The organism is Actinoplanes sp. NPDC051859 (assembly GCF_044452725.1).
Taxonomy (GTDB): Bacteria; Actinomycetota; Actinomycetes; order Mycobacteriales; family Micromonosporaceae; genus Actinoplanes.
Genome location: NZ_JBITBX010000008.1, coordinates 228,571 through 242,193 on the forward strand (window position 1 = coordinate 228,571; position 13,623 = coordinate 242,193).

Here is a 13,623-nt window from a genome sequence, read left to right on the forward strand (position 1 = left end):
TTGATTGTTTTTCTGCGCTGTGCCACTGTCAGCGACATGAAAGATGCCGAGACGCTGCGCGTCGGCAACTGTTCCGGGTTCTACGGCGACCGCTTCGCGGCGATGCGCGAGATGCTCGAGGACGGGGAGCTGGACGTGCTCACCGGCGACTACCTCGCCGAGCTGACGATGCTGATCCTGGGCCGGGACCGGCTGGCCGACCCGGCTGCCGGCTACGCCCGTACGTTCCTGTCTCAGCTGAAGGGCAGCCTGAAGCTGGCGCTGGACCGCGGGGTTCGCATCGTCGCCAACGCGGGCGGGGTCAACCCGCCCGGCCTGGTGGCGGCGATCCGCGAGCTGGGGCTGGACGCCAAGGTGGCGCTGGTGCGCGGCGACGACCTCACCGGGCAGGCTCGGGACCTGGGCCTCGGTAAGCCGCTCGGCGCGCACGCCTACCTGGGGGCGTTCGGCATTGCCCGGGCGCTCGAGGCTGGCGCCGACGTGGTGGTGACGGGCCGGGTCACCGACGCCGCACTGACCGTCGGCCCGGCGATCGCACTTTTCGGCTGGGGGCGTGCCGACCTCGATGCGCTCGCCGGGGCGACGGTGGCGGGGCACGTCATCGAGTGCGGCACGCAGGCCACCGGCGGCAACTACTCGTTCTTCGCGGAGATCGCGGACCTCGGCCATCCCGGCTTCCCGATCGCCGAGATCCGCCGCGACGGCTCCAGCGTGATCACCAAGCACGCCGGGACCGGCGGCGCGGTCACGGTCGGCACGGTCACGGCTCAACTCGTGTACGAGATCGGGGACGCCCGCTATGCCGGCCCCGACGTCACCACCCGTCTCGACAGCGTCCAGCTGCGGCAGGAGGGCCCGGACCGGGTCGAGATCTCCGGTGTACGCGGCGAGGCTCCCCCGCCCGATGTCAAGGTCTGCTGCACCTCGATCGGCGGCTACCGCAACGAGCTGACCGTGGTGTTGACGGGGCTCGACATCGAGGCCAAAGCCGCACTGTTCCGCGGCCAGATCGAGGCCGCACTCAGTCGCAAACCGGCCGAGCTGACCTGGCATCTGGCGCGGCTCGACAGCCCGGACGCGGCCACCCAACAACAGGCGTCGGCTCTGCTGACGGTGGTGGCTCGCGACCCGGACGAGAAGGTCGCCGGCCGCGCATTCACCGGCGCGGCCATCGAGCTGGCATTAGGCTCCTATCCGGGCTTCTTCAGCACGGCGCCCCCCGGAAAGGCGAGTCCGTATGGCGTCTTCACGGCCGGTTTCGTGCCGCAGAGTGTGCCCGCCCACGAGGTCGTCCTCGCCGACGGAGGGATCGAAAAGATCGCACCGCCGCCGCAGACGCGAGCGTTGGCAGCGCATGCTGGACCCCAGCCCGAGCCGTGGACAGGCGAGGGCCCGACGCGACGGCTGCCGTTGGGCACCCTTGCCGGAGCGCGGTCCGGCGACAAGGGCGGTGACGTCAACATCGGTCTTTGGGTACGCGACGACGCGGCGTACCCATGGCTCGCGACCTTGATCACCGAGGACGTGGTGCGGGAATTGGTGCCGGAGGCCGCCGAGCTGCCGGTGCGGATCACCCGGCTGCCCCGGATCCGGGCGGTGAACGTGGTGATCGAGGGTCTGCTCGGGCTGGGTGTGGCCTTCAACGCCCGGTTCGACCCGCAGGCGAAGGGGCTCGGCGAGTGGCTGCGGTCTCGCCACGTCGACATTCCCGAGGCGTTGCTGGAGGACGTGCGATGACGGCTTTGCGCTCCACTCTGGACACCACGGGCGAAGAAGCCGGAGCCGCCCGGGAGGCGATGGTCGCTGCACTCGACGAGATCGCGGCGGAGACCGCCAAAGCGGTGGCGGGTGGCGGCGAGAAGGCGGTCGCTCGACACCACGCCAGGGACAAGATGACCGCCCGCGAGCGCATCGAGTTGTTGCTGGACGAGGACTCGCCGTTCCTGGAGCTCGCCGCGTTGGCGGGTTACGGCTCGGCATTCACGGTGGGCGGCAGTGTCGTCGCCGGGATCGGCGTGATCAGCGGCGTCGAGTGTCTGCTGATCGCCAACGACCCCACGGTCAAGGGCGGCGCGAGCAACCCGTGGTCGCTGCGCAAGACGCTGCGCATGCACGAAATCGCCGAACAGAACCGGCTGCCGGTGGTCGCTCTGGTCGAGTCCGGGGGTGCGGACCTGCCCACGCAGAAGGAGGTCTTCATCCCGGGCGGCGCGGTGTTTCGCAACATGACCCGGTTGTCCGCGCTGGGCATTCCGACGATATCGCTGGTGTTCGGCAACTCGACCGCGGGCGGGGCGTACCTCCCGGGCATGAGCGACCACGTGGTGATGATCGAGAAGCGTTCGAAGGTTTTCCTCGCCGGACCGCCGCTGGTCAAGGCTGCCACCGGCGAGGAGTCGGATGACGAGTCGCTGGGTGGCGCCGATATGCACGCCCGGGTTTCCGGCCTCGCCGACCACTATGCGGTGGATGAGCAGGACGCCATTCGGATCGGGCGCCGGATCGTTGCCCGGCTGAATTGGCGCAAGGCCGCCGGACCTGTCACGGCCACCCCGCGCGCGCCCCGGTACGCCGCCGAGGACCTGCTGTCGATCGTGCCGCCGGACCCGAAGTCGCCGTTCGACCCGCGCGAGGTCATCGCCCGGATCGTCGACGACAGCGACTTCGACGAGGTCAAGCCCCGCTACGGCGACTCGCTGGTCACCGGCTGGGCGCAACTGCACGGCTTCCCGATCGGCATCCTCGCCAACGCCCGCGGCGTGCTGTTCAGCGAGGAAGCGCAGAAGGCGGCCCAGTTCATCCAGCTCGCCAACCGGTCGCACACTCCCCTGCTGTTCCTGCACAACACCACCGGCTACATGGTCGGCAAACAGTACGAGCAGGGCGGCATCATCAAGCACGGCGCGATGATGATCAACGCCGTGTCGAACTCGACCGTCCCGCACATCTCGCTGCTGATCGGCAACTCCTACGGCGCGGGCCACTACGGCATGTGCGGCCGGGCGTACGATCCGCGGTTCGTGTTCGCCTGGCCCAGCGCCCGGTCCGCGGTGATGGGCGCACAGCAGCTCGCCGACGTCACCTACATGGTGTCGAAGGCGTCCGCGTTGGCTCAGGGCAAGCCGTTCGACGAGGACGGCGCCCAGGTGGTCCGGCACATGATCGAGCAGCAGATCTCCGCCGAGGCGATGCCCGCCGTGCTGTCCGGCCTCATCTACGACGACGGCATCATCGACCCCCGGGACACCCGCGACGTCCTCGGCGTCGCCCTGTCCGCGATCCACACCGCGCCGGTCGAAGGCACCGGCTCCTTCGGCGTCTTCCGGATGTGAGGCCACGATGACCATCACCAGTGTGCTGGTGGCTAACCGCGGCGAAATTGCCCGCCGGGTTTTCGCCACCTGCCGCCGCCGAGGTCTGTCCACTGTGGCCGTGTTCTCGGACGCTGACGCGGGCAGCCCGCACGTCCGCGAGGCCGACAGCGCGGTCCGCCTGCCCGGCAACGCCCCCGCCGACACCTATCTGCGCGGCGACCTGATCGTCGACGCAGCCCGCCGCGCCGGCGCCGACGCCGTGCACCCCGGTTACGGCTTCCTGGCCGAGAACGCCGCATTCGCGCGTCAGGTCATCGCCGCCGGGCTGACCTGGATCGGCCCCGATCCGGACACCATCGAGATCATGGGCTCGAAGGTCGCCTCAAAGCAACGGCTGGCGGCTGCGGGCGTACCCGTGCTGGGTTTGTTGGATCCGGAAACCGTGACCGATGCGGACCTGCCCGTGCTGGTCAAAGCGTCGGCCGGCGGAGGCGGCCGCGGCATGCGGATCGTGCGCGTGCTGGCCGATCTGCCCGACGCGGTCGAGTCCGCATCGCGGGAGGCGGGTGCCGCGTTCGGCGATCCGACCGTGTTCTGCGAGCGCTACCTCGACTCGGGGCATCACGTCGAAGTGCAGATCATGGCGGACGCGCACGGCACGGTCTGGGCGCTCGGCGAACGCGAATGCTCGCTGCAACGCCGGCACCAGAAGGTCATCGAGGAAGCACCGGCCCCGCTCGTCGACCGCATCGGCGGCGACCTGCGTGCGCGCTTGCTCGCTGCCGGCCGCGACGCTGCCGCAGCTGTCGGCTATCGCGGCGCGGGAACCGTCGAGTTCCTCGCCGACGAGCACGGCGACTTCTGGTTCCTCGAGATGAACACCCGCCTCCAGGTCGAACACCCGGTCACCGAATGTGTCACCGGCACCGACCTGGTCGCGTTGCAGATCGACATCGCCGCGGGCCGCAAGCTCACCGGCCCGGAGCCGGCCATGACCGGCCACGCCATCGAAGTCCGACTGTACGCGGAAAGCCCTGTCGACGACTGGCGTCCACAAACCGGCACCGTGGTCACCTTCGACGTCCCCGACGTCACGGCCCGGTTCGGCCGCACCGAGCCGGACGGCCTGCGCCTCGACTCCGGCGTGGCGGACGGCAGCGTCGTGAGCACCCACTACGACGCCATGCTCGCCAAGCTTGTCGCATACGCCCCCACCCGGGAGGCCGCCGCACGCCAGCTCGCCGCCGCACTGCGCCGTACCCGCATCCACGGAGTGACCACCAACCGCGACCTACTCGTGGCTAGCCTGCTGCACCCGGAGTTCTTGGCCGGCACGGCCGACACAAGCTTCTACGCCAACCATCCACCCGCGGCTCTGACCGCGGAAACCGGGCTCGACCCGAACCTCGGCGCCCTGATCGCGGCCCTGTCCGACGCGGCAGCCCGACGCGGCCCACTGCTGCCCGGCGTCACCAGCGGCTTCCGCAACATTCCGGTCGGCTTCCGCAGACGCAGCTACCTCGTCGGCGACGACGAGCTCGACGTCCGCTACCGCTTCTCCCGCGGCACCCTCGAGGTCGCCGGACTGTCCGGAGTGGAGCTTGTCGAGGCGACCGCTGCCGCCGTGGTGGTGGACGTCGACGGCATCCGCCGTACCTTCACCGTGGGCCGCTTCGACGACAGCATCGTCGTCGAAAGCGCACTAGGTGCCCGCGAGTTCCGCCGAGTCCCCCGCTTCACCGATCCGGCGGCTGCCGTCCCGGCCGGCGCACTGACCGCCCCCATGCCGGGCACCGTGGTGCGGGTCGACGTCAAGGCGGGCGATACGGTCAAGGCCGATCAACCGCTGCTGTGGCTGGAGGCCATGAAGATGGAACACGTGGTCCGTGCCCCCGCGGACGGCACCGTCACCGAGCTGCCGGTCACCGTCGGCCAACAGGTCGGCCAGGGCACCACCCTGGCCGTGGTGGCGGGCGCCGATGACTGACACCGCACCGAAACAGGACCGCTCGCGCGCCACCCGCCAGCGCTTGCTGGAAACCACTATCAGATGCCTTGCGACCCACGGCTGGGACATCTCCACGGTCGGCTTCATCGCCGCCGAAGCCGGCATCAGCCGCGGCGCCGTCCAGCACCATTTCCGTACGCGCGAAGCCCTCATCCTCGCCGCCCTGGAGCACATGTTCGAGGAACGCGCGGCCCTGCTCGACGCACTCCCCGACCCGGCCGACCACAGCCCCGAACGCATCTACACGGTCATCACCGGCCTCGTCGACGCCATCGGCGGCGAGCTGTTCCGCGCGGCACTGCAGGTGTGGACCGTAGCGGCCGCCGACCCGGAACTCCGCGCCGTCGTCGTACCCCTCGAACGCCGCTTCGCCCGCGGCGTGCACAGCCGCGCCGTACGCCTCCTGCGGGTCGACGACTCAGACCCGGCTGTCCGCGCCCTCATCCAGGCCACGCTGGACCTGGCCCGCGGCCTCGCCCTCGCTGACGTCCTCACCGACGACTCCCGCCGGCGCACCGGCGTCATCCGGGCCTGGTCCACCCAACTCGCCGCGGCCCTGTCCGCCTAGCCCTCGTCAGGCTGGTTCCCGTCAGGTGAGGACCTGCACGGAGAACCGACACGCCTGCCGCGCGCGATCCACGACTCCCATCGCCGCCACCGAGAGCACAGCGGTCTGCGCACCGATCAGCACTCGACCGGGAAGTACGTCCTGCGCCGGGCCATCGACACCCCCGGACGCGATCAGCTGTGCGCCTCCCGGCGGAGTCTCCGGTTGGTGATCGGAACCGCCCACGTGCAGCGCCGTTCCCACGTCCTGCGTCCGGCGGGACGTGTTCACCCAGAACACCCACCAGTTGACCGCAGTCGGCGTGTCGATCGGCTTCCAGCACTCTGCTTCCACCCGCCCCACACCGGGAACTCTGAGCACGGTGGTCCGCGAAGACACACCCGTGACAATGCCCAGCGTCTTGCGCGCCGAATACGAGGTGGCCTTCGATGTGGTCTGGGCGCCGGTCTGGGCGACCGCTCCACTGCCAGCGGCAGTCACTGCGGTGGCAACCACTACCAACCCGAACGCTAGCTTTCGGCCACGCATCAACCGACCTCCGTCATGGTGATCACGACAGACTCAACGATCACCCAAGGTCCACGGTGCGCCCGCTGCCCACTCCGTCACCCCTGCCCCAGCAACACGTCCTCGCATGCCGTGGCACTGCAACCTCTGCAGGCCACAGACGACTTGAGGATTTCGACGCCGCGAACCTGAATGCAACCGTCCTGCACTCCTCCAGCAGCCTCCGGAGCCGAACAGGAAGGTATGACGGACACTCAGATCGTCGAGATCGGCCTGCAAGCCATGACCATCTCCGCCAAGATGAGCGCACCCACTCTGCTCACCGCGCTGGGTATCGGCTTCGCCATCTCGCTGTTCCAGTCCGTCACCCAGATCCAGGAAGCCACCCTGTCCTTCGTTCCCAAAGCCATCGCCTGCGGCGCGGCGCTGCTCTTCGCCGGCAACTGGATGCTGCACGAGATGATGACGTACACCACCCAGCTCTTCGAGAAAATCCCGCAACTCCTGGCTTCCTGAGCCACGGCCGTCCCACGCTGATCAGCTCACCAGTCGCAGCAGTCTCTCTCGCTCATCTGCGGGAAGAGCGGAGTTCGCCGCGGCGTGCTCCGCCGATTCCGGATCGTCGAGCAGTTCGATCAGCCGAGTCACCGGCAGCCGCGGGCACTCGGCCATCGCCGCCCGGACCGAGGCATCCGGATCGGCGCACAACGCCTCGATGATCTCGCCGGCGACATCCGGGTCGAGAGCGACGAGCCGCCGTACGGCCGGGTCTCTGTGCTCGGCAAACCTAGCCAGGCCCTCGGTCGGGAACTGCGGACGCGCCACCAGTCGTTCGCGGCCGCGTCCGTCCTGCTCCAGGTAACACTGCAGCAGAAGGTCGGGTGGGGCATCCGGGTGATGCTGGGCGAGCAGAGTCCGTACCCCCAGGTCGGAATCTTGCGCCAACGAAGCGACCAAGTCCGCCGGCAGCTCTGCGTAGTGTGCGGCCCGCCGCCGCAGCAGCGGGTTGACCGACCGGGCCCACCGCAACGAATCCTCGCGCGAAGCGACCCGGCCCAGCGGCCCGAGCAGGAAGGCTCGGCACCAGGGACGAGAACAGGTCTCGTGGAGGCCGACAGTCACGTCGATGTCGATAGCTGCCCGTTGTTCCTCGCTCAGTCCCGGATGCACCGAAACCGCGGTCCGAACCTCGACGGCGGGATCCGCGGAGAGCCGCAACAGTTGCTCGCGATCGAGGTCAGCCCGGCCCGCAACCTGCTGACGTATCTCGCGGGAATCGTGCCGCAGCAGCGTACGCACCACGTCCGCCGGAGTGCTCGGGTTGGCGGCTACGTAATACATCATGTCGTGGTTTCCGCCGGCGACGACCTGACCCACCAAGGCTCGCGACAGCGGTTGCTGCAAGATTGCCCACGTCGCGTGGCAGATCATCGGCGGTAGGTCGGCTGGTCGCATCACGCGCATATGCGCTGCCATCCGGGCCACGAGCGTGGCCCGAACCTTCAGCACCGGGTCGGCCCGCAGCACCAACCGCGACGGCTCGTCCAGGAACGCCGCCCATTGAGCAGCCCACAGTCGCACCCGCGGATGGGAATGCCGAGCAGCAACACTGAGCCATCGTCGGCAGAGCGTACTGAACGACAGCTCTTCGAGGACGTCTTTCTCATCGAGCAGATAGTCGTACCGGCCGTCCGCCGCCCTGCTCAGCACGAGCTCCAGCTCGTCGTCGGTGAGCGGCGCCTCCATAAAACGGTCAATCACCTGCAAAAGCAGCCGACAGTCATTGTCCGCGATGACCAGCTGCAGCACCTCTGTGTGGAGCCGGGGATGTCCAGCCAACGCGCGGCGAACATCGCCCGCCGTATGCCGCACCATCGCCCGCTGCACTGGCAGCGGAAGATCCCGCCGCCGCTTCAGCGCGGCGCTCATGTCCGGCACGTCCGCATCCAGCAGGCGCAACAGCACCTCGACCGGGGTCGCCGGATTCCTGATCAACCCGCGCAGCAGCGCCGCGCTGACCGACGACAGCTCTCGCGAAAGATCATCAACCACTCGCGGCAGGCTACTCCGCACTGGCAACGGGCTGCTCCACGGCCGGCAGGTCAGACGCTGATCGTCCGCAGGAGCGCCTGCAGATCGACCTCCATCGACCGGCGAGTCGTCCTCCGTCACAGGCAGCGCCTGACGTCAGGGTCTGGACCGAAGCACCGTCTACCATCGAATGGTGTGCCACGACCCGGCCCTGACGGCAGGAGTGTCCGAACCTTGGCAACGGCGTCATTCACCAAAGACACTGCCGATGTCTCCCTGACCGCTGCCGCCACCCGGCTGGGTCTCAATGCCGAGCACGCCGAGTTGATCCGCATCGGGTCAGCGGCCGTCTACTGGCTGGAAAATCGAACGGTTGTCGCCCGCGTTGCGCGGTCGCGCTCTCTGCTACCCACGGCCAGGAATGAAATTGCGATCTCGAAGTGGCTCGCCAGCACAGGGATCCCGGCAGTCGTCGCTCTGGAGGTGACACAGCCGGTCGAGGTGGGAGAGCATGTCGTCACATTCTGGGATTCAGTATCCGATCACGAAGCCTACGGAACGACCGCTGAGCTGGGCCGGCTTCTTCGAGATCTGCACGAGTTGCGCGCACCCCACACCATCGTCGTTCCTGAGCTGAAGCCATTCGACCGCCTCATACCGCGGATTCATGCCGTCGAAGCGCTTCACGAGGCTGACCGGAAATTCCTCCTTGATCGGGCCGCGAAACTCGCCAGTGAGTACGATGGCCTCTGCTTCCCGCTCGGTGTCGGGGTACTGCATGGAGATGCCAGCGTCGGCAACGTGCTTCGGACCAGAACGGGCGATGCGGTGCTGTCGGACCTCGATGGACTCGTCCAAGGGCCACGCGAATGGGACTTACTCTTGACTGCAATGTTCTACGAGCGTTATGGCTGGCATACCGAAGACGAATACCGCGCATTCACTGACACGTACGGCGTCGACGTCATGGAGTGGGACGGATACCAGGTGCTGGCCGACACTCGCGAACTCTCGATGGTCGTCTGGTTGTCACAGAATGTGGCGGCGAGTGAGGCCGCCAGCCGAGAGTTTGCGAAAAGAATCGAGACGCTGCGCACGGACGGCAGCCGTCGAGAGTGGAAGGCGCTCTAGGCCGAGGCGATCCACATCTCGTTGTCGGCGAATGACTCGGCGAATTCCTTGGCTGCTGAACAGCCCGCAAACGGAACGACAAGCGATCGGAATTTGCGGAGATAGTCCAGACAACGAGCGGACTTCAACGACAGTCCAGCGGTCAACGCTCCGCTCGCCGTACGGAATGCCAGCTCCGCGTTGCCTTGACCCGCGTGACCAGCAGCGAGGACCATTGATACGAAGAAGTCGCTGCGTGCTGACGCTCCCGCCCCTGCCAGCGACGCACTCGCGTACCTCGCGGCTTCACCGTAGCGTCCGAGATCCTGCAAGCAGTGGCTAAACTCTGCGTCCAACTCGGCCGGGTCGAAGAATGCGATCCAGTCCGGTCCGCTCTCTCCACCGCGCCGCTCGAACTGACGCGATGCCTCCGACAGCGCGGACATACTGCCCTTCGCATCGCCGCCGCACGCGAGCGCCCTGGCTTCCATGACAAGAAAGTGGGCGTTCAGGGTGGCAGTCGCCCGACCACTGGTCCCCGCCCGAGCTGCGCGCGCCAGGTCTACCGCCTCTCGATGTCGACGCAGGAATGTCGCTTGATGGCTCATCGCGTCAAGCACCCCACCCGCCAGCAATACGTCACCAGCTCCTTGCGCGAGCCGAAGTGCCTGGATGAAATACCTCTGGGCGATGCCATGATCTCCCGCGTCATAGGCGGTCCACGCAGCCAACAGGGTAGCCTCAGCGACTGCTGCGTGGAGCATGCGGCCAACTGACTCCGAATAGCTGCCCTTGAGCAGCTCTGATCCTTCGGTGTCCAGGAAATGAATCAGCCCATGGCGCGTTCGCCCACCGCCGAACGAGTTGTCGAGGCTCGCGAAGGCGCTGGTTGTAGCACGAAACGCTTCGATATCAGACATTCCCACCCGCCGGCCGACGGTTGCCGCTTGCGCGCCCGCGGAGTGGCCCCGGACCAGCCATGACAGTGCAGCGGCGATGCCCGCAGCGCCATGTGGCGGCAGCAGAAACTGCGGCGAATCGCCAGCCAGATCCGAGCTCCATAGTTGCGCAAGTGTCTGAGCGGTGACGTCGAGAGAGTCTTGGTATGTCGTACCGAAGTCCTTGGGCAACACGTTTCCAGGTGGGAAGCCAAGCTCAGCCGGCGTAACAATTCTCGCCAATCTGACACTCAACGCCTCGGCAATGTAAGTCGGCACGAGCCCACGCGGGCTGGTGCCGCTCAGCCAGCGACTCACCGAGGTGTGATCACAGCTGATCGATTGCCCTTGGCGTGCGGCTACCGCACGGACAGCCCTCGCCAGCGCTTTGTTGGACAGTGCTGCCTCACGGAGCACTTGCGCCAGTCGTTCGTTGCGTGGTGGCAATGCGACACCTCCCCTTGTCGGCACGCCCGTGTGCACAAGTGCGCCCCTGGATGCACCCTCCCTCAAGGAGTCGATCGGCGGCAATCTCCAATCTGTCAGCTCCCCGAACGAGGTGAGGTCAGATGTTCCACGACAACGCGGATCAATCGACAGTCAGCCACCGGCGGCGACGCCATACTTGGTTCCGCCGCGCCCGATGCGTCTGCGGCCTGCCCTGGCCTTGTCTCGAGAAACGACTGCAAGCGCTCCGCGACCAAGCATCCAGCACAGCTTGGGAGGCTGCGACAAAGGCCTATCCGCAGGTACGACCATTGCTCACCCGGGGCCAGGCGTTCCGCTCCGGTACAGGTCGGCCCTGATGCTCCTGCCCAGAACGGAACACATCGCCGCCCGGCCGACCTGGGACTGCGGCGTCTGCGGCGATCCTTGGCCGTGTGGTCCCGCGAAGGAGGAACTTCTCGCCCAGTACCGCGGCTTTCCCACCGGACTCACCCTTTACCTCAGTTCCTGCCTGTACGAGGCACTTGCCGAGCTGAGCTCACCTGACGTCCGGGCTACCGCTGCCCTGATCGAACGGCTTCTCTTCTGGGCCAGAACGTCGTTTCTGTCGTACCCGGCCCGTAGGGTGCCCCGCGTGACGACGAGCGAGGACCGCCTGTATTTCTATTCCGGTTCGGCTGACCGACCACCCGGCCAGGGCGTGCACGAGCGGATGATCGACCCGACCCGATATGCCGCACTCGCCGCGGTCGAGCATTGGCGGCGGATGCTGTCGAACTTCTGGGTTGCCGAGTTCACCCTCGCCGCGAAGACGTATCGCACGGTGGAGCATGCCTTCCAGGCGGCGAAGATCGCGCTGGTGGATCCGGTGCTGGCCGAGCAGTTCGCCGTGGAGAGCGGCACCGACCTGGCTCGTGGTGACGGCGCGGCGGCTCGCAAGCACCGCAAGCTTGTTCTGCTGGATGAAGCGCAGGTCCGCCGGTGGGACGGAATGAAACACGACGTGATGCGGGACGCCATGCGCGCCAAGTTCAGCTGCCATGAGGCGTTGCGCGCTGTGCTGCTGGCGACCCGGGATGCCGAGCTGTGGCACGGCACAGGGCGCGGCCAGCCGCCGACCCGCATCGCCGAGCTGGAGTCGATCCGGGCGGCGCTGCGAAGCTAGCGGATCAGAGCGCGCGCATGCGGTTGTTGCGGGCGTCGTGGGTGACCTCCGCCAGGCCGAGCCGTTCCAGCAGCGGCGGCAGGTAGTGGCCGAAGCGGCCGCGATACCCCTTGCGGAGGCCGTACCAGCCGCCGACCGGGTTGTCAGCGGATCGGGCCCAGGCTTCGACGGTGCCGTCGGCGGCGGGCTTCTGCTCGTCGGCGCCACCCAATGGCATCCAGTCGCCGTGGGCGGTGAGCATGGCGTGCAGGTCGTCGACGGCGCTCAGGTGGTAGCGGAGCTGGGTGGCGCCGACCTGACAGACCAGAGCCGGCGGATCGGCTGACTCGTCCCGCCACATCTGGAACTCGCCTTTGCCGGGTGGTGTGGTCAGCTGCCACGGATCATCGGCAGTGCCCGTGCCTGTCATCGACCGTCTCCTCGCGTCCCGGTCATCATCCCGGGCTGGGAGCAAGCCGTCAGGGGATGCGGCCCGTTGTCGCCCGGAGGGTGGAGTCGAGATGGTGGCGAAGTTCGGCGATGTCTTTGACGCGTTCGGCGCGGGTGGCCGCCAGCGGAGACATCAGCAGCGTCGTGACCCCCGCCGCAGCGAACTCGGTCAGGCGCTGTCGAATCTCGTCCGACGTGCCGACCAGGCAGGTGTCGTGGACCAGTTCGTCGGGGACGACAACTGCGGCTTCGGACTTGCGGCCGGTCAGGAAGAGTTCCTGGATGCGTTCGGCTTCGAGGGGGTAGCCGTAACGGCGAACGAGGTCGTTGGAGAAGTTGCGACCGCGCGCGCCCATGCCGCCGATGTAGAGGGCGAGTTGGGCACGGTGCCGGGCCAGCAGCTCGGGGGTGGGTGGGGCGATCGCGAACGGCAGCGGCACCATCACGTCGAGGGGGCCGAGGGCCGGGTCGCGGCGGGCCAGGCCCGCAGCGAGGGGTTCGGCGAACACTCGCTCTGCCGCGCGGGGCGCCAGGAACAAGGCCTGCCAACCTTCGGCGATTTCGGCCGCCAGGGCGACATTGCGCGGACCCATGGCGGCCAGCAGGATCGGGATGCGGTCGCGGACGGGTCGGTTGATGAGCTTGAGCGGCTTGCCGAGGCCGGTTCCCCGCTCGGCCGGCAGCGGAATCTGATACTTCTCCCCCTCGAAAACCAGCGTTTCCCGTCGCCAGACGCGCCGGCAGATCTCCACCACTTCCCGGGTACGGGCAAGCGGCGCATCGTAGGCGACCCCGTGAAAGCCCTCCACGACCTGGGGTCCGCTCGCGCCCAGCCCGAGCGAGAAGCGGCCACCGGACACATAGTCGATCCCGGCGGCCGTCATCGCCGTGAGCGTGGGTGTCCGGGAGTAGAGCTGCATGACCCCGGAAGCGAGCGTCATCCGCCGGGTCCGGGCGGCGAGATAGCCGAGCTGGCTGACCGCGTCGAAACTGTACGCCTCCGGCACGACCACGACCTCAGCACCGGCCGCCTCGAACTCCACGACCTCGTCGACCGCGTCGGCGAACCCCTGCCCGCTGTAGCCGAGCTGAATCCCGAGGCGCAC

At 67.8% G+C, this 13,623-nt stretch carries 12 protein-coding genes; 7 read left to right on the plus strand and 5 right to left on the minus strand.

Translation table 11 applies throughout. The annotated features are described in order from the left end of the window. Positions 1 to 36 precede the first annotated feature (36 nt). Genes ACIA1L_RS21820 through ACIA1L_RS21835 form a run of 4 tightly spaced genes read left to right on the plus strand, consistent with a single transcriptional unit; the run spans position 37 to position 5,890 of the window. Positions 37 to 1,737: an acyclic terpene utilization AtuA family protein gene (locus ACIA1L_RS21820; RefSeq protein WP_396074691.1), complete on the plus strand. Its 1,701-nt coding sequence runs from the start codon at positions 37 to 39 to the stop codon at positions 1,735 to 1,737. Then, on the plus strand, positions 1,734 to 3,332 hold the full coding sequence (locus ACIA1L_RS21825) for an acyl-CoA carboxylase subunit beta (protein ID WP_396074692.1): 1,599 nt from the start codon (positions 1,734 to 1,736) through the stop codon (positions 3,330 to 3,332). The genes ACIA1L_RS21820 and ACIA1L_RS21825 overlap by 4 nt, the downstream gene beginning before the upstream one ends. A 7-nt stretch (positions 3,333 to 3,339) precedes the next feature. Further along, entirely contained in the window at positions 3,340 to 5,301 is a 1,962-nt protein-coding gene (locus ACIA1L_RS21830; RefSeq protein ID WP_396074693.1) for an acetyl/propionyl/methylcrotonyl-CoA carboxylase subunit alpha, read from the plus strand. Beyond that, a complete protein-coding gene (locus ACIA1L_RS21835) occupies positions 5,294 to 5,890 on the plus strand; it encodes a TetR/AcrR family transcriptional regulator (protein ID WP_396074694.1) in 597 nt (198 codons plus the stop codon). The genes ACIA1L_RS21830 and ACIA1L_RS21835 overlap by 8 nt, the downstream gene beginning before the upstream one ends. 21 nt (positions 5,891 to 5,911) lie before the next feature. On the opposite strand, the gene ACIA1L_RS21840 is transcribed toward ACIA1L_RS21835, so the two are convergent. After that, entirely contained in the window at positions 5,912 to 6,418 is a 507-nt protein-coding gene (locus ACIA1L_RS21840) for a hypothetical protein (protein WP_396074695.1), read from the minus strand. 222 nt (positions 6,419 to 6,640) lie between these two features. On the opposite strand from ACIA1L_RS21840, the gene fliQ reads away from it, so the two are divergent. Then, positions 6,641 to 6,913 (plus strand): flagellar biosynthesis protein FliQ, encoded by a 273-nt coding sequence (gene fliQ / locus ACIA1L_RS21845; protein WP_396074696.1) that lies wholly within the window; start codon positions 6,641 to 6,643, stop codon positions 6,911 to 6,913. A gap of 21 nt (positions 6,914 to 6,934) precedes the next feature. On the opposite strand, the gene ACIA1L_RS21850 is transcribed toward fliQ, so the two are convergent. Further along, on the minus strand, positions 6,935 to 8,449 hold the full coding sequence (locus ACIA1L_RS21850) for a hypothetical protein (RefSeq protein ID WP_396074697.1): 1,515 nt from the start codon (positions 8,447 to 8,449) through the stop codon (positions 6,935 to 6,937). 213 nt (positions 8,450 to 8,662) lie between these two features. On the opposite strand from ACIA1L_RS21850, the gene ACIA1L_RS21855 reads away from it, so the two are divergent. After that, positions 8,663 to 9,559, plus strand: coding sequence for a phosphotransferase family protein (locus tag ACIA1L_RS21855; RefSeq protein WP_396074698.1), 897 nt, complete (start codon positions 8,663 to 8,665; stop codon positions 9,557 to 9,559). Here ACIA1L_RS21855 and ACIA1L_RS21860 read toward each other — a convergent pair. Then, positions 9,556 to 10,794 carry a hypothetical protein gene (locus ACIA1L_RS21860; protein WP_396074699.1) on the minus strand — a complete coding sequence of 413 codons (1,239 nt, stop codon included), beginning with the start codon at positions 10,792 to 10,794 and terminating at the stop codon, positions 9,556 to 9,558. The genes ACIA1L_RS21855 and ACIA1L_RS21860 overlap by 4 nt on opposite strands. A gap of 487 nt (positions 10,795 to 11,281) precedes the next feature. Here ACIA1L_RS21860 and ACIA1L_RS21865 point away from each other — a divergent pair, with 487 nt between their 5' ends. Continuing rightward, positions 11,282 to 12,088, plus strand: coding sequence for an NADAR family protein (locus tag ACIA1L_RS21865; RefSeq protein WP_396074700.1), 807 nt, complete (start codon positions 11,282 to 11,284; stop codon positions 12,086 to 12,088). A 4-nt stretch (positions 12,089 to 12,092) separates the two neighbouring features. Here the strand turns inward: ACIA1L_RS21865 and ACIA1L_RS21870 are convergent, their stop codons facing one another. Together ACIA1L_RS21870 and ACIA1L_RS21875 are read right to left on the minus strand one after the other, a co-directional pair. Continuing rightward, positions 12,093 to 12,497, minus strand: a complete 405-nt coding sequence (locus ACIA1L_RS21870) for a DUF6855 family protein (RefSeq protein WP_396074701.1) — start codon at positions 12,495 to 12,497, stop codon at positions 12,093 to 12,095. Between the two features lie 49 nt (positions 12,498 to 12,546). Next, a complete protein-coding gene (locus tag ACIA1L_RS21875) occupies positions 12,547 to 13,623 on the minus strand; it encodes an LLM class F420-dependent oxidoreductase (RefSeq protein WP_396074702.1) in 1,077 nt (358 codons plus the stop codon).

Bases quoted from the DNA above. Each gene is read 5' to 3' on its own strand.
- ACIA1L_RS21865 (WP_396074700.1), top strand. From the start codon at position 11,282: ATGCTCCTGCCCAGAACGGAACACATCGCCGCCCGGCCGACCTGGGAC.
- ACIA1L_RS21825 (WP_396074692.1), top strand. From the start codon at position 1,734: ATGACGGCTTTGCGCTCCACTCTGGACACCACGGGCGAAGAAGCCGGA.
- ACIA1L_RS21870 (WP_396074701.1), bottom strand. From the start codon at position 12,497: ATGACAGGCACGGGCACTGCCGATGATCCGTGGCAGCTGACCACACCA.
- ACIA1L_RS21820 (WP_396074691.1), top strand. From the start codon at position 37: ATGAAAGATGCCGAGACGCTGCGCGTCGGCAACTGTTCCGGGTTCTAC.
- ACIA1L_RS21830 (WP_396074693.1), top strand. From the start codon at position 3,340: ATGACCATCACCAGTGTGCTGGTGGCTAACCGCGGCGAAATTGCCCGC.
- fliQ (WP_396074696.1), top strand. From the start codon at position 6,641: ATGACGGACACTCAGATCGTCGAGATCGGCCTGCAAGCCATGACCATC.
- ACIA1L_RS21835 (WP_396074694.1), top strand. From the start codon at position 5,294: ATGACTGACACCGCACCGAAACAGGACCGCTCGCGCGCCACCCGCCAG.
- ACIA1L_RS21840 (WP_396074695.1), bottom strand. From the start codon at position 6,418: ATGCGTGGCCGAAAGCTAGCGTTCGGGTTGGTAGTGGTTGCCACCGCA.